This is a genomic window from Desulforhopalus glucosivorans (assembly GCF_054397165.1).
Window position 1 is genome coordinate 4,700,174 of sequence record NZ_AP044854.1, and the last position, 19,964, is coordinate 4,720,137.

Annotated in this window: 17 protein-coding genes; 9 read left to right on the forward strand and 8 right to left on the reverse strand. The window is 44.5% G+C overall.

The features are described 5' to 3' along the window. Window positions 1-6 precede the first annotated feature (6 nt). From ACX6CI_RS20100 to ACX6CI_RS20110, 3 genes are read left to right on the forward strand one after another with little or no spacing between them, the layout of a single operon-like run. Window positions 7-726: a class I SAM-dependent methyltransferase gene (locus ACX6CI_RS20100; protein ID WP_458775444.1), complete on the forward strand. Its 720-nt coding sequence runs from the start codon at window positions 7-9 to the stop codon at window positions 724-726. A 3-nt stretch (window positions 727-729) separates the two neighbouring features. Next, a complete protein-coding gene (locus ACX6CI_RS20105) occupies window positions 730-1,950 on the forward strand; it encodes a glycosyltransferase family 4 protein (protein ID WP_458775445.1) in 1,221 nt (406 codons plus the stop codon). A gap of 43 nt (window positions 1,951-1,993) precedes the next feature. Continuing rightward, entirely contained in the window at window positions 1,994-2,539 is a 546-nt protein-coding gene (locus ACX6CI_RS20110; RefSeq protein WP_458775446.1) for an acyloxyacyl hydrolase, read from the forward strand. A 37-nt stretch (window positions 2,540-2,576) separates the two neighbouring features. On the opposite strand, the gene ACX6CI_RS20115 is transcribed toward ACX6CI_RS20110, so the two are convergent. The 6 genes from ACX6CI_RS20115 to ACX6CI_RS20140 form a co-directional block, all read right to left on the reverse strand. Then, entirely contained in the window at window positions 2,577-5,309 is a 2,733-nt protein-coding gene (locus tag ACX6CI_RS20115) for an ABC transporter substrate binding protein (RefSeq protein ID WP_458775447.1), read from the reverse strand. A 108-nt stretch (window positions 5,310-5,417) separates the two neighbouring features. Then, a complete protein-coding gene (locus ACX6CI_RS20120; RefSeq protein ID WP_458775448.1) occupies window positions 5,418-6,590 on the reverse strand; it encodes an iron-containing alcohol dehydrogenase in 1,173 nt (390 codons plus the stop codon). A 198-nt stretch (window positions 6,591-6,788) separates the two neighbouring features. After that, complete coding sequence (locus ACX6CI_RS20125; protein WP_458775449.1) at window positions 6,789-7,883, reverse strand: hypothetical protein; 1,095 nt, start codon at window positions 7,881-7,883, stop codon at window positions 6,789-6,791. Beyond that, a complete protein-coding gene (locus ACX6CI_RS20130) occupies window positions 7,880-9,007 on the reverse strand; it encodes a tetratricopeptide repeat protein (protein WP_458775450.1) in 1,128 nt (375 codons plus the stop codon). The genes ACX6CI_RS20125 and ACX6CI_RS20130 overlap by 4 nt, the downstream gene beginning before the upstream one ends. Before the next feature lie 6 nt (window positions 9,008-9,013). Beyond that, a complete protein-coding gene (locus tag ACX6CI_RS20135; protein WP_458775451.1) occupies window positions 9,014-9,556 on the reverse strand; it encodes an RNA polymerase sigma factor in 543 nt (180 codons plus the stop codon). A 115-nt stretch (window positions 9,557-9,671) separates the two neighbouring features. Beyond that, window positions 9,672-10,691 (reverse strand): tetratricopeptide repeat protein, encoded by a 1,020-nt coding sequence (locus tag ACX6CI_RS20140; RefSeq protein WP_458775452.1) that lies wholly within the window; start codon window positions 10,689-10,691, stop codon window positions 9,672-9,674. Between the two features lie 572 nt (window positions 10,692-11,263). Here ACX6CI_RS20140 and ilvB point away from each other — a divergent pair. Together ilvB and ilvN are read left to right on the forward strand one after the other, a co-directional pair. After that, the gene (gene ilvB / locus ACX6CI_RS20145; RefSeq protein ID WP_458775453.1) at window positions 11,264-12,955 is read left to right on the forward strand and encodes an acetolactate synthase large subunit; all 1,692 of its coding nucleotides are present in this window, start codon (window positions 11,264-11,266) and stop codon (window positions 12,953-12,955) included. Window positions 12,956-12,965: 10 nt separating this feature from the next. Then, window positions 12,966-13,259 carry an acetolactate synthase small subunit gene (gene ilvN / locus ACX6CI_RS20150; protein WP_458775454.1) on the forward strand — a complete coding sequence of 98 codons (294 nt, stop codon included), beginning with the start codon at window positions 12,966-12,968 and terminating at the stop codon, window positions 13,257-13,259. 22 nt (window positions 13,260-13,281) lie between these two features. Here ilvN and ACX6CI_RS20155 read toward each other — a convergent pair whose 3' ends face one another. Further along, entirely contained in the window at window positions 13,282-14,286 is a 1,005-nt protein-coding gene (locus tag ACX6CI_RS20155) for a GNAT family N-acetyltransferase (protein WP_458775455.1), read from the reverse strand. A gap of 62 nt (window positions 14,287-14,348) precedes the next feature. Next, a complete protein-coding gene (nhaA, locus tag ACX6CI_RS20160) occupies window positions 14,349-15,707 on the reverse strand; it encodes a Na+/H+ antiporter NhaA (RefSeq protein ID WP_458775456.1) in 1,359 nt (452 codons plus the stop codon). A gap of 551 nt (window positions 15,708-16,258) precedes the next feature. Between nhaA and ACX6CI_RS20165 the strand changes: the two genes are divergently transcribed. The 4 genes from ACX6CI_RS20165 to ACX6CI_RS20180 are packed head-to-tail and all read left to right on the forward strand — an operon-like array spanning window position 16,259 to window position 19,954. After that, window positions 16,259-17,299, forward strand: a complete 1,041-nt coding sequence (locus tag ACX6CI_RS20165; RefSeq protein ID WP_458778495.1) for an AAA family ATPase — start codon at window positions 16,259-16,261, stop codon at window positions 17,297-17,299. A gap of 14 nt (window positions 17,300-17,313) precedes the next feature. Then, the gene (locus ACX6CI_RS20170; RefSeq protein ID WP_458775457.1) at window positions 17,314-18,225 is read left to right on the forward strand and encodes a DUF58 domain-containing protein; all 912 of its coding nucleotides are present in this window, start codon (window positions 17,314-17,316) and stop codon (window positions 18,223-18,225) included. Further along, window positions 18,222-18,971, forward strand: a complete 750-nt coding sequence (locus ACX6CI_RS20175) for a hypothetical protein (protein ID WP_458775458.1) — start codon at window positions 18,222-18,224, stop codon at window positions 18,969-18,971. Before ACX6CI_RS20170 ends, ACX6CI_RS20175 begins: the two co-directional genes overlap by 4 nt. Continuing rightward, window positions 18,968-19,954 carry a vWA domain-containing protein gene (locus ACX6CI_RS20180; protein ID WP_458775459.1) on the forward strand — a complete coding sequence of 329 codons (987 nt, stop codon included), beginning with the start codon at window positions 18,968-18,970 and terminating at the stop codon, window positions 19,952-19,954. The genes ACX6CI_RS20175 and ACX6CI_RS20180 overlap by 4 nt, the downstream gene beginning before the upstream one ends. Window positions 19,955-19,964 lie beyond the last annotated feature (10 nt).

A 19,964-nucleotide genomic window follows, 5' to 3' on the forward strand; every position in this document is an offset into this window, starting at 1 on the left:
GGAATTATGATGTTTGTGGAAACTGCGGATATAGAAAATGCATCAGCAGAGTATGCTTCTCGCTATAATGGGCCTGCAGGAGAATTCTTTTTAAAAAAACAGACGGAGGTCGTGCTTTCGTTGTTAAAGGATCTACCCAAAGCTAACATATTGGATGTAGGAGGAGGGCATGCCCAGCTTGCTGAGCCATTGGTTAAAAACGGTTTTGATGTGACGGTAACAGGCAGTGATGCCAGTTGTCGAAATCGACTGTTGCAACGTATCTCCCGGGTGGACTTTGAATACACAACATGTGACTTACTGAAATTACCCTTTGAAGATAACTCTTTTGATGTAGTCATGGCCTTTGGCCTGTTGTCCCAGGTGGATCACTGGCGTGAACTGTTAGCGGAGCTTTTAAGAGTAGCAAAACGTTGTGTACTTTTTGATTATCCGGATAGGCGGTCTACCAACATTTTCTATAACCAGTTTTTTGATATGAAGAAACGAGTGGAAGGTGACACCCGCCCCTTTCGTCTCTATTCCAGAAGTGAAATAGTAACTGAACTCAAGTTACATGGGTTTCAAAAGCCCCTCATAAAACCACAGTTTTTTTGTCCAATGGTAGTTCATCGTGCAGTAAATATGCTGTTTTTTTCTCGTTTTATCGAGATGTGCGCACAGCTTACTGGATTAACGCGATGTTTTGGATCACCAATAATAATGAGAAGTAATCAGACTGGTTAGTGAATGATTTTTAAACATAAAGAAACGAAAACAGATTCTTCAGAGTCTACTACCGTAAAGAAGTCTATACTGGTTTTGGCTCCTCAGCCTTTTTTTCAAAACAGGGGCACACCAATTGCAGTTAAACTACTTGTCGAAGAACTGGCGGCTCTTGGTTACGAGGTCCACTTACTTGTGTTTCACGAGGGAGATGATCTTGAAATGCCCGGTGTTCATATTCATAGAACGCCCTCAATCTGGGGAATACACAATATTCCCCCATCCATATCCTGGAAGAAGATTGTTTGCGATGTCCTCATGTTTTTTAAAGGACTGTCATTGCTGAGAACACATAACTTTAAACTGGTTCACGCAGTTGAAGAATCGGTTTTTTTGGCAATGGTGTATAAGCTGCTCTTTAGGATACAGTATATCTATGATATGGATTCTTCTCTTGCCTTGCAGCTGGTAGAGAAGATGCCGTTTTTACGCCCCTTGAACTCGGTGTTTCAATCTTTTGAAAAGGTCGCCATAAAGGGGAGTTGTGGTGTTGTTGCTGTGTGCGGTGCTCTTGAAGAAATAGCTCTTGCCCATGCTCCTGAAAAGTACGTTGTTCGGTTGGAGGATATCAGTTTTCTCGATCATGCGTCGGTTGTAGGAGATAATCTCCGGGAAAAATATAAGATATCCGGACCTCTTATGCTATATGTTGGTAATCTGGAAGGGTATCAGGGGATTGATTTGCTGTTTGAGGGCTTTCGCCTGGCCTCTGATAGAGGATGTCGAGGGAATATTGTTATAATAGGTGGTACAGAAACTGCGATTGCTGAATACCGAGAGCGGGCCAGTAAACTCGAAATTGACCAAAATGTGTATTTCTGTGGGCCTCGGCCCATTGAAAAGCTTGGTCACTATCTGGCCCAGGCTGATATTCTGCTCTCCCCAAGAGATCAGGGCAATAATACTCCAATGAAGCTCTACTCATATCTTGATTCTGGAAAAGCAATACTGGCAACGGATCTTCTGACCCACACCCAGGTACTCTCTTCTGAATTCGCCTGCTTAGTTCCACCAACACCGGAGGGTATGGCTGGTGGTATTGCTCGGCTTTTAGGTGACAGCAGACTGACCAAACGTCTGGGGCGAAAAGGACGGCGGGTTGCCCAGGAAAGATTTTCGCTCAAGAGCTATCGAAAAAAGTTGAAAAATTTTCATCTTAATATTATTTCAACTCTAAAAATATGAATACATCCTGCGCAGAATAATATTTTATAGAGATGGTGGGGCCGTGAATATCAATAAAATCCGACTAATTATCGTTTGTGGTACTTTTTTGCTGTTTCTTGGCTACTCTATTACCTATGCTGGGGTAGGACATCAGCTCGGGGTTGGTTATGGAAAAGAGTTCAGGGGAAATACGGATTTGTCCCAGATAGAGCTATACTATCGTATGCCCCTGTCATATCAAAAAGACCTTGGTGATGCCTGGAAGCTTTCAACTGATGTAGAGTTTGCCGGTGCAATCATAGATGATAATGATTCTGAGACCTCATCCACAGGTAGATTGTCTCTTATGCCGCAGATGGTTCTCTGTCCAAATGATTCAGTTCATTTTCTGTTTGGTGTAGGGCTCGGCTTTATGATGGGGGAGACTAACTTTGATGATCACAACCTCGGTGGTCCGTTTTTTTTGTCCTCCAAATTTGGGATTCAGTTTACTCTTTGGGACCATTTAGGCCTTGAGTATAATTTTTATCACCAGTCAAATGCCGGAATATATGACTATAACGCCAGCCTCAATATGAATTACGTTGGCCTCTCATATGCATTTTAATATTGTCGCCATAGAACGTGCATCAATGAACTACTTTTTATAGAAGGGGGAGGCGTATGGTAAATGTTGAGCCTTCCCCGTCACGGCTATCGACCTGAAGTGTGCCTCCATGCTTTTCTGTTACGATGGAGTGAGCAATAGCTAATCCTTGACCTGTACCTTTACCTGGCTCTTTTGTAGTGAAAAACGGATCAAATATCCGTTCTTTTAAAGATTCAGGAACACCTCCGCCATTATCTGAGATGGTGATCTCCACAACATCACTATTTTTCCTGGTTGAAATTGATATTGCCCCCGTGATTCCATCACTCTTGTGGAAGCCTGCAATCGCCTGGGCTGCATTGACAATGATATTGAGAAAAACCTGGTTGAGCTCGGAACGATGACAAGAAACCATTGGAAGCTGTTCATCTAGGTCAAATGACATTTCAGCACAGTATTTCCATTCATTTCGACAGACTGTTGCTGTATTTTTCAGAGCATCGTTGAGATCGGTATCTGTTTTTGTATCTTCACCTGGGTGGGCAAACTGTTTCATTGAACGTACGATGTTTGAGATCTGAGTGACACCTTCAGAAGACTGTTGGATGGCTAAAGGGAGTTCTTCTAGGAGGTATTCAACATCATACTTTTCATACATTTCCTCTGCCTGGGCCTTATCAACACCCTTATATACTTCAGTTATAAAGCTGGTGAGATCGGGCAGGGAATCGCTGATAAAATCGAGGTTTGTGCTGACAAACTGCACAGGAGTGTTGATTTCATGGGCAATTCCACCTGCGAGAGTTCCCATGGCTTCAAGTTTTTGGGCTTGGCGTAGATGTTTTTCAAGTTCGACTTCATGGGTGATGTCTCTTTGCACTCCAATGTAGTTGATCAGCTCTCCCTGCTGGTCCCGAATAGGAGAGATGGTTACTTCTGCAATGTAGTAGCTACCATCCTTTCTACGATTAACAAATTTACCCCGCCAAACGTTACCAGCTTTCAGCTCACTCCATAGGTGCTTATAGTAATCTGCATCCTGCTTTCCACTTTTGAGTATACGAGGATTGCATCCCTTGACCTCGCTGAGACTGTATCCGGTTACTGTTTCAAAAGCTGGATTGGCATATTGAATATTCCCACCTATATCGGTGATTATGATAAGGTCGTCGGTCTGCTCAACTGCTGTAGTGAGTCTGGTTTGCTCTTGTTCGATGATTTTTCGCTCTGTAATATCTGTTATTATCCCATCAAGGTAGAGACATTTTCCGTTATCATCGTACACCGCCATTCCCTGTTCCCAGACCCACTTGACTGTTTTGTCTTTAGATATAATTCTATATTCTATGGTGAAATGTTTTTTGGTTTCTATGGCCTTTGTCACAGTCGTTGCAACATAATCGCAATCTCTTGGGTCAATCAGGTTTGCATAGGCAGTAACCTTATTATTAAGCAGCTCCTCGGGTAAATATTCTGTCAATGGATAGCAACCATCACTAATGTATATCATGGTCCAATCAGGATCGTTTTTGCATCGGTATACCATTCCTGTGAGGTTAGATAACAAATGCTGCATCTGTTGTTGATTCCGTTTCATCTCCTCATTGGCAAGAAAGAGCTCATGGGTTCTTTCTTCCACGCGGTCACTTAAGTCAGTTGTAAGGGCACGCAGGCCCTCTTCAGCCTTTTTCTTTTTTACTATGTTTATGGATAACAGGAGCGTGAGTAGACCGAGGGAAATCATCACCCCAATCGTCATCCATACGGCGAGTTTATGTTGTTGATAAAAGTCAGGGGATCTATTGATGAATATGGTTTCTTGGGGAAAGCTCTGGTCGCTGATCCCAAATTTTTCCATGATGGAATAGTCAGCAAAATATTGGTTGGGACTCTTCATTATTACCGGAAGCTCATTTGCGGATTTTCCATCGAGAATATCAAAAACCAGTTTGGCGGCAATCTGCCCCTGAAGGGCGCCATTGATAAAATGGCCAGCCATTATACCGTGGTTGAGGTAAAAGTCGTACAAAGCATAGATGGGTACTGGAGAGTGCTCACTGATAAGTTTTGCTGATTCATAATACTCAAAATTTCGGTCGTTAATATCGTGGAAGAAGACTCCAAGAAGGACCAGGTCGTCAGACTGCAGTGACTGAAGCAGGGCAATGAGATCTTCAGTGGAATAGTTGTCTGTATAGAATCTTTTAACATCAGGGTAAAGCCCTCTTGTATCTGTTTTGAAGGCCTCCTTCAATATATTACCTGTCACAGACTCGTCATTTACGACAATAATTCTTTTTGTATCCGGGTGGATGGACATCATGAGATCAAAGGTCTTTCGAACACCGGCTACTTCGTTTATCCCGGTTATGTTCTGTTGTCCTTTCAGCATCTCGGGGGTAAAAGAATTGATACCGCAAAAAACTATGGGGATATTTGGGAAAAGATCTTGACGGAAATCGAGGGCAAAATTGAGTGCGTGATTGTCTGATACAAGGACCACATCAAATTGAGTGTTGTCATATTTGTTGGCTAAATAATCCTTCTGACTATTCAAATATTCGGGGGTAAAATATCGCTTCGTGTCGAGGTGCTCAATGCGCAAATCGATATTTTTACCGAAAAGTTCATTTTGAACAGACGATGTGATATCGTCAGTCCACTTATACCCTGCGTGGTAGGAGTGGAGGAGAAGAACTGTTTTTAGTTCAGTTGCCTGAGCTGAAGCGCACAGAGAAATAGCTACAAGAATGATTAGAAAAAAGTAGTAAAACGCTCGTTTTTTCATAAAGAAATAGTGGTTATTCAGGTTAGTATTTCTTTATGATATCTTTTTTTAAGGCTATAGCAAAATTATCTCTGTTTTTTTCCAACCATGATGATTTATTTTGAGGTGCTAGCATCTTGATCTAAAGATGAATTCAAGGTCCTTATTGTCAAATTGTACCGGGTTGTATTTGTTACCTGTTGCTGCGATGATGGCTTTAACATTTTCATCAGAAATTATCTGTTCACTGAAGTCAGGGATCTCAAGATCACTACTAAGTCTTGCCAGACTATCAATAAAATGATCCTGATACCAGCTGACGCTCTTTTTTTGCTCCTCGCTAAAAATCTTGCCGAGTTGACAGTATTTATGAAGAGCAATGTTATCTCCAGCTTGTTCTCTTAAGCGTTGAAGGGTTAACTGATTTGTGGGAGCCATGAGGCTGCCGCATACAACTCCATGGGGGATGGGAAGGATTCCTCCAATGGCAGAGGCAAAGCCGTGGACGGTTCCAAGTCCGGCATTAGCGAGAACTATGCCTGATAACATTGTGGCATAGGCTAGATCTGAGCGTGCCTGGATGTTGTCACCCTGATTATACGCCAGTTGGAGGGATCTGCTAATGGCTTCAATACCTTGGAGGGCAAACCCATCGGTGAGGGGAGAGCTGTTGGTGGATAAAAAAGCCTCTACCAACTGGGTAAAACAGTCCATTCCACAGCTTCCCGTAAGGGATGGGGGGCAGCTTATGGTCAGTTCTGGGTCAATGATTGCTACATCGGGTATATAGTTGTCATGTCGGAGTGATTTTTTATATCCTTTTTGGCCAACGATACTGAGTACAGCATTAGCTGTGGCTTCACTGCCGGTACCCGAGGTTGTTGGCACGGCCAAAAACGGTAATTTACTTCCACTTGGGGCTTTACTACCCACTCCCTCCAGGTAGTCTTCAACTGAGCCGTCTTCTGTAAGCATGGCCGATATAGCTTTTCCCGCATCAAGCACACTACCACCACCAATGGCCACGACTGAAGCGATCTCTCGTTGCCGGTTTTGCTCAACTATCTTGTTAACAACATCGGGCGAGGGCTCTCCAAAAATATGCGCAAGGGCAATCTCTATCTTTGATTCTTCTAATTGCGTGAGTAACTCATTATAATATTCAGATGCTTTAAATGAGTTGCCACCGGTGATCATGAGGCTTGTAGGTCCAAAACTTTTAATATTCTGAGAAATTTGAGTTCGTACACCGACACCGAAAATGATTTTTGGAAATTGCTTAAAGAGAAATGGATGTATCACAGTACGGCCTGCTGTTGAGGGTTAATAAAGGTAACAAGATACGTTGGTTACAGGAAGATACTAGGGTTATATAGGAAAATATTTCTAATGTAACGAAATATTGTAAAGGCAAGAGGGCGCGCCACCACTTAACAAACAATGGTGGCGCAGAGAAGGATAAATAGAAAGGCAGTCAGTACCTGTGAGTTTGGAAGGACGTTATTTCCCTTTACCGTTACCGCCTCCTTTGCCGTTATTGCCCCCCTTGCTGTTTCCACCCTTGTTACCATTGTTGCTTTTGTCGCTTTTATCTCCACCTTTACCATTGTTGCCATTGTCATTTGAAGGACCGCCTGAAGAACCTCTACCTCCTTTTGATCCTGAAGAATTACTGGAGTTTCCTTTTGCTCCACTGCTTTTTCCTCCGGATTTTCCTTTGGATGACCCGACGCTCGACGATTTTGAACTATTGGATTGGCCTGATTTTCCATTCGCTCCTTTACTGCCTGCACCGAGATCGCTTCCTGAAAGTCCCAGACCTTTAGAGCGACTGGAGTTACTACTTGTGGCAAGGCCATGGTTTTTTGACCAGCCCTGACTCAGGTCTCGTTGTGTTGCTTCAGCGATTTCAATATTCGTATCAATGGTGTCGTTGCGAAAAGATTTAGCTTTTTTATTGCCGTGCCCCAGCCCAAGAGTTCCAGGGTGAACACCAAGTTCATGGGCTATTTGTCCCCAACCGTAGCCCTCTTCTCTCATTGCACCAATGGCTTCAGGAGTGGCCCCCGCAAGATTACCGACAGCGGTATCAAGTTCTGCATTGGCACTGGCAAGTTGTTCTTTCGCTTCATCTCTTGAATCTCTTGCCGCCTCAAGATCCGCTTTTGCCTGGTTTCTGGTTGTTCTGGCTTGATCTAGACTCTCCTGAGCAATTGCCAGTTCTTCCTTAGCTTCAGCAATCTCTTCAGGTGCGGCTGCAGCCAGTTTCGCTTCGGCTTCTTCTTTTGCCTGTTTTGCAGCTTCAAGCTCGGTTCTGGCTTTTTCCAAATCGGTTTTGCTTGTTTGTACCTCAGTTCTTGCGGCCTCTAAATCTGATTGAGCCTGATCAACACCACCTTCAGCATCGGCTACTGCCTGATCCAGACCGATACTAGCCTGTGCTGAAACATTTTCAGCATGGGCTGCTTGGGCAGGATTACTGAATGCAGGGGCTTCATCACTGAAATCATCATCGACATCATCAGCGATGGAAAGGTGAGGAGCTGAGAGTACAAAACAGCCCATGAGTAGAATGTTGAAAAAAACCTTGTTCATATTTTTATCTCCTGTAAAGGTTGACTGTTACTCGCAAAAATGAGCACACTCTGTAAAAGTTGATTGGAACCGGTCTGTGCCTCTACACGTTCCGCTTCACCGAACCAGCTCAGCCGAATTTGTTGTTGCAGAGAGGGACCAAGTTGGGACACAAGATGTTTCTTAAGTTGCACTGCGTTTTCCTTAGATCCGACCACATTGTCTTTTCTATATGTAATTATATCCAGGGTAATTGATGGGTTCTGTCGCAGGTAACGTAGTAGCCGTTCTTTGTTGTATGTGAGTGTTACTTCGGGATCAAAATTGAGGAGCTCTTTTTGATTCAGGATGATTTTTAGTTTACCGATATAGTAAGTCCGGTATGTGTAATCGTTGAGATTGTTCAGGTGTTGAACTGCTCTAAAGGCTTTTACTCCATAACTGTAATGGGCCAGATACGTTTTCCATGCAGCTTGTTCAGCTTCTTTTTTTTCCTGAAGGTGAAAAATCAACGCCCTATTGTATAGCGCCGTCTGCTCGTTGCTATCAATTGAGAGCGTTTGATTGTAGTAGTTAAGTGCATCAGGGTAATTTCGCTCTTCTAAAAAACTATGGCCGATGTTGAGTAAAAAAGTGGTGTTATCTGGTGATATTTCAACAGCTTTACGGTAGCTGGAACGCTCTTTTTCGGGCATGTTGTTTGCGGCAAAACAGAGTCCAGCCCAAAAGGCATAATATGGATTGTCTGGAGCATTCAAAGAGGCTTTTTGTAGAAGTGGGATGGCTTCCTTTACAAGCCCTGCTGCCATGAGTCCTCGGCCGAGCAAGAAACTAGCCTCCGAATCTTCTGAGGATGTGGCTAACATTTCATTTGTGCCCAGTGTGGTTGAAGAAGTTGGTCCATTACTCAAGGGAAAGGGAACGAGGTGTCCTAATACGAGCAGAACACATATGGAGAGTGCATAGGTGACAGGACGAAATGAGACTGGGTGGGGAGTGGTGAGAAATAAGTATACATTACGCAGCCAGCCCGATTGACGTTTGGTTACCTTGTGCATAACAGCGTTGACGAGATGGGAGGGGGGCTCCAAATCTGGCAGCTGTTTTAGTTTCGAAATGATTTTTTCTGATTCATTTTTTTCCATAGCGTCTTACCTGTTGCAGAGCATTTCCTGCAGTTTTGCGAGGGCCCGGTGGATTCGCATTTTCACTCCACTATCGGATAATGAAAAAATCTCTCCAAGTTCTCGAATTGAAAGACCTTTATTGTATTTTAGAAGAATAATTTCCCGTTTTTCATATGGTAATTTTGTGATGGCGTGAAACATCTGATCTATTTCTTGCTGTAACTCGAGTTTGTCCAGCATCGATGGTGAACTGTTACTGGTGAAATGCTGGGTATAGTTCCGTAACCCGTCGGCTTTGTATTTATTTTGTCGACTCCAGTCACGCCCGTGATTCATGGCGAGTGTGTAGAGCCAAGGGAAAAATGGACTGTCTGTTTTAAAGCCGGCAATTTTTTCAAAAGCATTGCAAAAGACATCCTGCGTTAACTCTGCAGCCTCTTCTGTAGAGTAGCTGAAGCGAAACATGAGATTGTAGATAGGTTTTTGGTAACGAAGAACAAGTTCAGAATAGGCTTGGACCTCCCCTTTTTTTACCTGCTCGACAATACGGCTGTCCGAGATTTCCATAAATAAATTATCCTCATTTATTAAGGTATACGAACGAGACAGGAAAAGGTCACATGGAACAGGATAAATAGAGAACTTTTATACGTACTTCTGGTTGAACGAGAAAATAATGCAGTTATTTACTGGAAATAAAAAAGCTCACAGAGTCGTTTATTACTCTTTTTTTTGTCGAAATTTTAATGGTTTCAGGGGTGTCGAACCAGCTTATGCCGATATCGTTTTTATCTAAGGTCGGAATTGTTTTGAGCAAATACCGTTTTATATTGATTGCTTTTCTTTTGGCCAGGTCTTTGTTCTTGAGCTGATACACCACTACCTGGAGCCGGCCTCTTTTCATTTTGCCTGCGACGTTTCCTATAAATTCAAGGGACTTCTTTGACTCTGGCATAATTTCCGCGGTAAAGGGCTGAAAATATATTTTTTCACTGGTTATAGTTCTTGATAGAAGTTTGTAATTTCGAAAGGAATAGTCGCTTAGAAGGTTAAGGTGGTTCACCGCCTTTCTTGCCATGGCCCCAGATGGGTAATAAGAGAGATACTCCAGCCAACCTTCCAACGCTTCGGGCTTACGTCCCATTTTTTTATGTATCAGCGCTCGATTGTAGATTGCTGTAGGGCTAGAAGGCCAAATAGCCAGGGCTTTATTGTACGAAATTAATGATGCTTTGTACTGTTTGCTCTGCAGTTGGTTGTTTCCAAGGTAGATGAGAGACTGGAGGTGATTGCTGTCGATGAGAAGTGCTTTTTGGTAATTTGATCGTTCAGATATTTTCTGGCCGACACTACCGTAGGCCACACCGGCCCAAAAATAATAGTCTGCTTTTTTTGGGTTAAGTTCTCGGGCTTTAACCAAGTATTTCAATGCCGTTTTATATTGTTTCTCTCCAAGAAGAAACCGGCCGTAATAGAAATTTGCCAAATGATTTTCGGGGTTTTGTTCGACTTTCTCTTTAAAGCTGCTCACACCCCTGTCAAATTGTTGGGTCGTCAGGAAATGTTCTCCGGTAATACTGTAATTAACCGTTTTTCCCAGATCTTTTATAATACAACCTGAACAGCTGAGTGACAGAAACAATACGATAGCAAATAGAGAAAAAGGGAAACTGTAACCTTGTACCTTCAATGAACTGTGCATCAAAAACCTCACCAGTTTTGTATATTTTATATGTAGCCTCATCCTTTTCAATATAAAGCAAGACACACGGGAATAGTATGTAATATCTTGAGCTTGATCTAACATACATGCACTTGTCCCGGCTTATTTCCCGCTTACCGGGGGTAGCATATCTTTATCAGGATATTTATCCAATAGTTCTTTTGGCATGTACAATTGTAACTGATTCAGCTTAACCTTAAAACAATGGGTTGATTGTTACGAACGGTTCTTTGTTGGACCGAAAAGTTCTTGACTGAATTAAAAAAAATTGATATCAGCTAAGACAACAGCTACATTTAAGATAAATTTATACACAAAAGCCCTTATAACAAATGCGCTCAATTTCTTCTGTTCTTTCTAACCTACTTCTTAGCGTCGTACTCGTCGTCAGTGTGCTAGTCGTGGTCCGAAAGGTTGAAGGCGGAGTGCCGTAAGGGGATAAAGATTATATAAATCAAGATGTTAAACCCCTGTTGGCGCTCCGCCATCGGGGGTTTTTTTATGCCTCCGCGGTGAAGACGCCAGCCTCGAAAATCCTTAAGGAGAATGAAATGAACACGATGAATGGTGCCCAGCTGATTATAAAAATGCTGGAGAGGCAGTCCATAGATACCATCGCAGGTATTCCAGGTGGCGCAAATCTACCAATGTATGATGCACTTTGCCAGTCCACAGCAATTAAGCATATCCTCTGCCGCCATGAACAGGGAGCAGGTTTTGTAGCCCAGGGTATTGCCAGATCGACAGGTAAGGCTGCGGTTTGTTTTGCTACTTCAGGACCGGGAGCCACAAATATACTCACTGCCATAGCAGATGCCTATCTCGATTCTATTCCAATTGTTTGCATAACCGGTCAGGTTCCTGCCTCTCTCATCGGAACTGATGCATTCCAGGAGGTTGATACCTACGGAATGTCTATTCCTGTAACAAAACATAATTTTCTGGTCCGCACCATTGAAGAACTCCTTACAATCATACCCAAGGCCTTTGAGCTGGCTCTCTCAGGACGTCCTGGCCCAGTACTTATAGATGTTCCAAAAGATGTTCAGGTGGCTCAAATATCTTTTGAAGAGTGGCCGGAACCGGGGGGCCGAATTGAGGAGACTGCAACAGATATTGAAGCCTTTCGGGCGGCAGCAGATATGATTAACAGGGCAAAGCGGCCTATACTCTGTCTGGGTGGTGGGATTATTCACGCAGGTGCAGCAGAGGAAGCGAGGAACCTGGCAGAAAAGGCTGGATTGCCGTGCACAATGACTCTTATGGGGCTGGGAACAATCCCTTCGGATCATCCACTTTCTTTAGGAATGCTCGGAATGCATGCTGCCCGTTCGACAAACATGGCCCTGCAGGATTGTGATCTCTTTATTGCTGCCGGATCAAGGTTTGATGACCGTGCTACCGGTAAGATTGTAGAGTTTTGCCCGGATGCAAGCGTTATTCATATGGACATTGATCCCAGCGAGGTCTCCAAACTGAAAACTGCCCATATCGGCCTTGTTGGTGATGTTAAGGCCACCCTTAAAGCGCTTGCACCACTGCTCACAGAGAACAGTAGAACAATCTGGTGTAATCAGATCGAAGTATTAAGAGAAATGTACCCCATGACTTCTCCGGAGGCGACAGTCCCGGAAAAGCCCTATGGCTTGATTCTTAAAACATCAGAACTGTTGGATGAGGGAAGTTTTGTCTCAACAGATGTTGGTAAGCATCAGATGTGGGCGGCCCAGGTATTTCCCTTTGAGAGACCACGTCAGCTACTGACCTCCGGCGGGCTTGGTACCATGGGTTTTGGTTTACCCACAGCAATTGGTGCAGCCCTTGCCAATCCGGAAAAACAGGTTGTGCTTTTTACAGGGGATGGAAGCTTGCAAATGAATATCCAGGAGCTTTCAACTGCCATTGAACAGCAGGCTAATGTTAAAATCATTGTAATGAACAACAACTCCTTGGGTCTTGTTCGTCAGCAACAGAATCTTTTTTATAATAAACAGGTTTTTGCCTCGGATTTTCAAATTGATATTGATTTTGTGACCATCGCAAAGGGCTTTGGTATGAAGGCTGTAAATGCTGAGCCTGGCTGCGACCTGCCTGCACTGCTTGAAAAAATGATCAGTGAGCCTGGTCCATGTCTCATAAACGTAGCCATAGGAAAGGATGAGGAAGTGTATCCAATGGTACCTCCTGGAGCATCAAACAGTACTATGCTGGGTGGGTGTAATGCAGAAAAATGTGAGCAATAAGGAGATGACCATGGAAGCAATTAATAGCATACCAAGTATTAAAGTATTGGAACTGACGGTAAATAATCACCCGGGTGTTATGTCACACATCTGTGGGCTTTTCTCCAGGCGCGCCTACAACGTTGAGGGTATTGTCTGTATCCCCATGGAAGGTGGCGAAACGAGTAAGATGTGGCTCCAGGTCAATGAAGAACAGAAATTGGAGCAGATTATAAAACAGGTAAAGAAGTTACCTGACGTCTATGATGTGGACAGGCATGATGATGGGCACAGGGTGTTTGAGGGTGTTGCAGCTTTGGTGTAACAGAGAGGTGAATGCTGGGGTGTCACTGCCCCAGTATTTTGACAAACATTGAGACCTCAGGACTCTGGGCCTGCCGCTTGCTGTATTCCTCCATGGTTTTCTGGACAAAGCCAATCTGGCCAAATAGTGCCTGGAGTCGTGGGTTTAAGGTGAGTGAGATGAAGTGTGAGTACCCTAAGGCCGCCATGGTCTCCATGAAGGCGTTGACCGTGTAGACACCGATTCGCTGGTTGCGAAATCTGGTGGAGATGGCGAGTGCCCCAAGCTCGATGGTTCTTTCATCCACAATTTTCTGCTCAACACAGCCAACGATAATCCCATCGATCTCCGTTACATAAAAGTTATTACGGTGGGTACTAACGTAGTTTTTACTCCTGGGTTTCAAAAAACCCGCCTTCTTATACATTGATAGAATGCGGTTGACGACGGCCACATCTTCATCGGTTTCAACCCTGCGAAATGTTTCCGTGAAGTTGTCGGCAATCATGGTGCCGCTGCCTTCTACGGTGAATAGTTCCTGCTTGATACTGTTTTTTCCGGCAGGCAGTATGTGGATTCGTTCACATTTTCCGGCTTCTATGGTTTCGCAGATGAGGTTTATGGTGTCTTTGAAATTCACGTTTGCAATGCGGCTTGCAAAGTCATCCATGGAGCCACGAATACTGCTGGTATTAAGGGTATTAATTTTATAGCCCTTGTTGTCTATCAGATATCTTCGCTCGAGAAAAATCACCTTAAAGTGAGCGTCTGTCTGAGTTAAAACGGCAGCGTAAAAATCTTTGTCCGGTCCTATCCTGGTGATTCTGGTTCCGGGTAAGCGTTTTTCTAGCTGGGTAAGAAGCTTCTGGTTGGCAAAGCGGTTGGGCAGGTTATGAAACAGTGTGGTTTTCACCCCATTTCTTGTTAGGAATTTTATGTCTGCAATAATTTCTGTGAAATTATCCCGTAATATTCCTTCTCTGCATGCTATGCAGACTCGTTTACCAACAAGGTGTTTGGCGTATTCGTTGAGGTAGAGCTGTCCCATGATTCATATATGTAACGATTTGCCGGGACGGATCTCAACAGAATAGGTTCTGAAAGATACGATTATTTACCCCAGCGAAGTAGTGCATACCCTAGGGCAGCGCTGAAAAATGAACCTAACATTATGCCAACTTTAGAGTATTCCAGCAAGAGGCCAGGACTAAAAGAGAGGTTGGAGATGAAAAGAGACATGGTAAACCCCATTCCTCCCAGTAGTCCTACCCCAAGTATCTGGCTCCATGTTGTCCCTTGTATCAATTCGGTATTGAGAAGTTTTGCCACCACGTAGGTAAAGATAAATATTCCGATGGGTTTCCCGAGGACAAGGCCAAAGCCAATGCCTTGAGTAACGGGGTGAGTCAGTGCCGTCATCGGTTCCATACCCACCAGAGATACACCACCGTTTGAAAGAGCAAAGATCGGTAGAATCAGATATCCAACCCAGGATGAAAGGGAGTGCTCAAGGCGTTGGAGTGGGGTTTCCACCTCCTTGCAGGCAAGATTAATATCCTGTACGGCGTCTAGGTGGTTACGGTTTACAAGAATGGACTGACCACAGGAGCCCCCCTTACAGCTTATTTCTTCAAGCCGCTTACTCACCATTTCAAGAAACAGATCAGTGTTATATTTTCCCTTAGAAGGAATGAACATGGCAGTGACAACTCCAGCGATGGTTGCATGCAGGCCAGCTTCGGATACCGCAAACCAGAGGAGAATTCCCAGGATTGCGTAGGGGAATGAATGTCTGACCCCGAAGCGGTTTATCAGAAACAAGGCGCCAGTCACAAGAAATGCAGCCCCGAGCGCATACATATCGATGGATGGAGTGTAAAAAAATGCGATAACCAGAATAGCCCCAAGGTCATCAACTATGGCAAAGGCGGTGAGGAAAAGGCGAAGGCCAAAAGGGACCTTTGAGCCGAGGGTACTGAGGACAGCAAGGGAGAAGGCAATGTCAGTTGCCATGGGGATTCCCCAACCAGAAATACTGTTTAAGCCTGTGTTAAAGTAGAAATAGATAAGTGCTGGGACTACCATTCCTCCAACGGCCGCAGCTACTGGGAGAGCGGCACGTTTTGGGTCTGAAAGTCCTCCCACCAGCATCTCTCTTTTGATTTCAAGACCCACGGTGAAGAAAAATATGGTCATCAGACCGTCGTTTACCCAATGTACCAATGAGTGGCTGAGCGTCATGCCGGCAAAACTTATGGCCAGCTCCTGATGCCAGAAATGGTTATACCCCGCTCCGTCCAGATTAGACCAGATCAGAGCAATAACAGCTGCCCCGAGCAGGAGAAAACCGGCCTGGGATATTTTATTGAAAAAGTATTGAAAAGCCGAGGTTTGCATGATTGTAGAAACCACTTGAACCGGGCTTTTTAAATCGTAACTAGGAGAGCTATTCGGTTTTTCAGATTGCATAGTATACCTGACTTCTAACTGATATTATGTGTGAAATTTCCCGTTGAGCGGGTCAGTTTATATTATGGGGATTTTCTAGGCGTTGTTTCCACAAGAGCCTGAAGGAAGATAACAGGCAAAGTTGAGCAATACCATAGTTAAGACACAGTTGAGCTACAATTGATCAATACTATGGTGCTGATTTTGAAAAATTGCAAAGATCACTCTTGAAACCAGGTTTTCTACAGGGAATATGATAGCTGCTGATACGTGTTTTTCTGAAGAAATACAAACATTACAGCTTTGTAATGTTTGTGAAAGAATGGGGTAATGATACGGCTTTATAGTAGAACCTGTAGTGATTTTAAAACAGTGGAGTTCACTCCTAACACCAGTACATAAGAAATAAAAATGAGAAATAAGCTAGGATAAGTACCAGGATGCCTCTTTGAGTTCATTGTCTGGTGGTAAGACTAAACTTACGATTTCAAATTCAATTCCTGAGTTTCTTGTTTTTTTATGACAGGCTTTCAGGAGTAAGGTACTAATCAACTGACCAAGGAATTAATATGATGGATAATTCTTCACAGACCACCCCGCCGGTCCCCATGGAAACATCGGATGTCTATAGTTCAATACAAAAGATTAATGAGGAAGTAAAAAACAGTTCAGCCTGGATCGCACCTCTAAAGTATGAACTCTCCAAGGTGATTGTTGGGCAAGACCACCTTGTCGAACAGCTCATCATCGGCCTGCTTTCAGGTGGCCATATCCTCCTTGAGGGTTTGCCGGGCCTTGCAAAAACCCTTGCTGTGAAGACCCTTGCAAGAGCAATTCAGACCGATTTTAAACGAATACAGTTTACCCCTGATATGTTACCCGCAGATATCGTGGGAACCCAGATTTACAACCCCCAGCAGACGACCTTTGAGGTAAAGAAGGGACCTATCTTTTCCTCATTGATCCTCGCCGATGAAATAAACCGTGCTCCGGCAAAGGTGCAGTCGGCTCTTCTTGAAGCCATGCAGGAAAAACAGGTCACCATTGGGGATAATAGTTTTCAGCTACCAGATTTGTTTCTGGTACTCGCGACGCAAAACCCAATTGAGCAGGAAGGAACCTACCCTCTGCCAGAAGCGCAAATTGATCGTTTTATGTTGAAGGTGGTGGTGGGCTACCCAACCCGTGAGGAAGAGCGAAAGATCCTTGATGGCTTTGATCAGACTGATACCGAGATTTTGGTCACCCCTGTGGCCTCCCCTGAGGATATTCTAGGTGCCCGGGCAGTTATTAACCGGATCTATATGGATGACAAGATTAAGGACTATATTGTCTCTCTTGTCTATGCCACACGAGATCCTCAAAGTTACAATCTGGATTTACGCGACTACATTGAGACAGGTGCATCACCAAGGGCTACAATCAGTCTGAAAACTGTATCCAGGTCTCTTGCCTATATTGCGGGAAGAGGCTATGTGACCCCTGATGATGTGAAGGCTGCTGTGGTTGATGTGATGCGTCATAGATTGAGAATAAGTTATGAGGCGGAGGCGGAAGGGATCAGCAGCGAAGATATCATCCGCAAAATTCTCGACACCGTTCCTGTTCCATAAAGAGTGTGTAATAAATGGATACACAACTTACCAGGGATATTCTAAAAAAGGTTCGCCAGATTGAAGTGCGCACCAACAGGCTGGTTAATGACAGTCTGGCGGGGAGCTATCAGTCTGTGTTTAAGGGCCGGGGAATGAATTTTGATGAGGTTCGCGAATACGTTCCCGGCGATGATATCAGGACTATTGATTGGAATGTTACCGCGAGAACCGGCGTCCCCCATATCAAGAAATTCACTGAAGAGCGGGAATTGACCATCATGCTGATGATTGATATCAGCGGCTCCGGGGAATTTGGTTCGTCGGCCTCTTCCAAACGGGAATTGATGGCTGAAATTGGATCTGTTTTGGCGTTCTCAGCGGTTCGAAATAACGACAAGGTGGGTTTGGTTCTTTTTACAGACTCCCCTGAACTCTATATTCCTCCTAAAAAAGGACGAGGACATATCCTTCGGATTATACGGGAAATTCTCTACTTCAAACCCAAAGGGGTGAAGACTGATGTCAAGGGCGTCTTAGATTTTGTTAACCGGGTCATGAAGAGAAAGTGTGTTTCCTTTCTTATCTCAGATTTTGCACTACCCGGAGTGTTTGAAGAAGAAGTAAAACTCCTTCAACCAAAACTACAAATCACAAATAGACGCCACGATCTCATCAGTCTTATTGTAACGGACCCAAGAGAATATGAACTCCCTGATGTTGGTTGGATTACCTTAGAAGATGCTGAGAGCGGTGCACAGGTTGAAGTGAACACCTCTGATCCTGAGGTACGAGAGGAGTATCGTGCTATCGCTGCTGCAAGAGAGAAAATAGTTCACAAAAGTATGCGCCTTGCAGGAATAGATCTCCTCGACCTTCGTACTGACAGGTCATATCTGCCGCCTCTTTTGAGCTTTTTCAGAGATAGAAAGAAGAGGGCGCTATGAAAAGACTATTTCTTGCTCTTACACTTGTGGTGACGCTTGTTGCGCAGTTGTCCCTTATTGCGATCGCGGCTGACCAGCCGTTGACCCTACTTGAGAAACCCAACAGTAGTAGTCAAAGCAGTGCAAGTCCGCCACAGATGTCACAAATTCCTCAGCCCGGTCAAATGGGTCAAATGGGTCAAATGGGTCAGTCGGCGCAGGGGGCTCAGACGCCTCAGAGTGCGAGTGAGCAGATGACCATGTATGATGTTTATGGTGTTGTGCCAACGAGGGCACCTGTTCCCTATCTCTATATTGGTCTTGGAATTCTGCTCGCACTACTCGTCAGTGCTCTCATCTACTGGTTATATAAGCGTAAAAAACGACCCAGAGCTGTGCCGGTTATACTTCCATGGGAAAGGGCCTTGACGGATCTTACCGAGGCGAGGAGCCTCTTTGGAATGGGACAGGGGCGGGCTTATATGGATAGGGTAAGCCAGATTCTTCGCTGCTACGTCGAAGATCGGTTTGCCATAAAGAGCACACGCCAGACCACAAGGGAGTTTCTCAGGAGTCTTAAAAATACAAATGATTCTGAGATAAGTAATTATAAAATGGAGCTGCAAAACTGCCTTGAACAGGCCGATATGGCGAAATTTGCCCATAAGGTACAGGATGAGCAGAATCTTAATATAATGGAAACAGCAGTCGCAACATTTGTGCATGCCACCAGTCCGTCCGGGCAAGTCATGGAGGATGGAAAATGAGATTTCTTCATCCCGAACTCCTCTGGCTTCTACTTCTTATCCCGGTCGTGGCATATTTCTTTGGTAAAAGAGGTGCCGCCCCGGCCCTGCTCTTTTCCTCGACCTCCATTGTGGGCAAGCTGGCAACAGCCAGGAAAACCAGGCCGGGTAGATTGTCGATGTTACTTCGACTTGCAAGTCTTACTCTTTTAATCTTTGCTGTGGCCAGGCCCCAGGTTGGTAGCAGCAATATTGAGATTGAGGCTTCGGGTATAGATATACTACTGGCGGTGGATGTCTCGGGTTCCATGGAAGCCATGGATTTTACCCTGGGCGGTAAGCCCACCAATAGGCTTGAGGTGGTTAAAAAGGTTGTGGATGAGTTTATTGAGCAGCGTCCCAATGATCGTATTGGCTTGCTTGCCTTTGGTGGCCGGCCCTATCTTGTGAGCCCCCTGACGCTTGATCACAGTTGGCTCAGGAAGCGGCTTGAGTCCATACGAATCGGTATGGTTGAGGACGGCACGGCCATAGGATCTGCCATCGGCAGTGGAACTAATCGGCTGCGTGATCGTAAGGCAAAATCGAGAATCCTGATCCTTCTCACCGACGGTATGAATAATAGTGGCAGGATTCCTCCCCTTGTTGCAGCAGAGGCTGCCGAGACCCTGGATATTAAGGTGTATACAATTGGTGCAGGAACCAGAGGAGAGGCTCCAATGCCAGTGACAGATGCCTTTGGCAGGAAAAAACTTGTTCGTGTACAGGTTGATATAGACGAAAAAACCCTGAAAGAAGTGGCGGATATGACAGGTGCAACCTATTTTCGTGCTACAGATACCGCCTCGCTTGCCCAGATTTATGAGGCGATAAACAGCATGGAAACCACCACCAGAACCATCAAGAAATTTGAGAATTATCGGGAGCTTTTTCCTTATCTGGTTCTCTGTGTTTTTATTCTTTTAGGGCTTGAAATGTACCAGGCCCGAAAGCGCGTACCCTAGGGGAATGATC

Excerpts from the sequence above, each read along its gene's own strand:
- ACX6CI_RS20100 (WP_458775444.1), top strand. The coding sequence starts at position 7 with ATGATGTTTGTGGAAACTGCGGATATAGAAAATGCATCAGCAGAGTAT.
- ACX6CI_RS20105 (WP_458775445.1), top strand. The coding sequence starts at position 730 with ATGATTTTTAAACATAAAGAAACGAAAACAGATTCTTCAGAGTCTACT.
- ACX6CI_RS20115 (WP_458775447.1), bottom strand. The coding sequence starts at position 5,309 with ATGAAAAAACGAGCGTTTTACTACTTTTTTCTAATCATTCTTGTAGCT.
- ACX6CI_RS20125 (WP_458775449.1), bottom strand. The coding sequence starts at position 7,883 with ATGAACAAGGTTTTTTTCAACATTCTACTCATGGGCTGTTTTGTACTC.
- ACX6CI_RS20130 (WP_458775450.1), bottom strand. The coding sequence starts at position 9,007 with ATGGAAAAAAATGAATCAGAAAAAATCATTTCGAAACTAAAACAGCTG.
- ACX6CI_RS20135 (WP_458775451.1), bottom strand. The coding sequence starts at position 9,556 with ATGGAAATCTCGGACAGCCGTATTGTCGAGCAGGTAAAAAAAGGGGAG.
- ACX6CI_RS20140 (WP_458775452.1), bottom strand. The coding sequence starts at position 10,691 with ATGCACAGTTCATTGAAGGTACAAGGTTACAGTTTCCCTTTTTCTCTA.
- ilvB (WP_458775453.1), top strand. The coding sequence starts at position 11,264 with ATGAACACGATGAATGGTGCCCAGCTGATTATAAAAATGCTGGAGAGG.
- ilvN (WP_458775454.1), top strand. The coding sequence starts at position 12,966 with ATGGAAGCAATTAATAGCATACCAAGTATTAAAGTATTGGAACTGACG.
- ACX6CI_RS20155 (WP_458775455.1), bottom strand. The coding sequence starts at position 14,286 with ATGGGACAGCTCTACCTCAACGAATACGCCAAACACCTTGTTGGTAAA.
- nhaA (WP_458775456.1), bottom strand. The coding sequence starts at position 15,707 with ATGCAATCTGAAAAACCGAATAGCTCTCCTAGTTACGATTTAAAAAGC.
- ACX6CI_RS20165 (WP_458778495.1), top strand. The coding sequence starts at position 16,259 with ATGGATAATTCTTCACAGACCACCCCGCCGGTCCCCATGGAAACATCG.
- ACX6CI_RS20170 (WP_458775457.1), top strand. The coding sequence starts at position 17,314 with ATGGATACACAACTTACCAGGGATATTCTAAAAAAGGTTCGCCAGATT.
- ACX6CI_RS20175 (WP_458775458.1), top strand. The coding sequence starts at position 18,222 with ATGAAAAGACTATTTCTTGCTCTTACACTTGTGGTGACGCTTGTTGCG.
- ACX6CI_RS20180 (WP_458775459.1), top strand. The coding sequence starts at position 18,968 with ATGAGATTTCTTCATCCCGAACTCCTCTGGCTTCTACTTCTTATCCCG.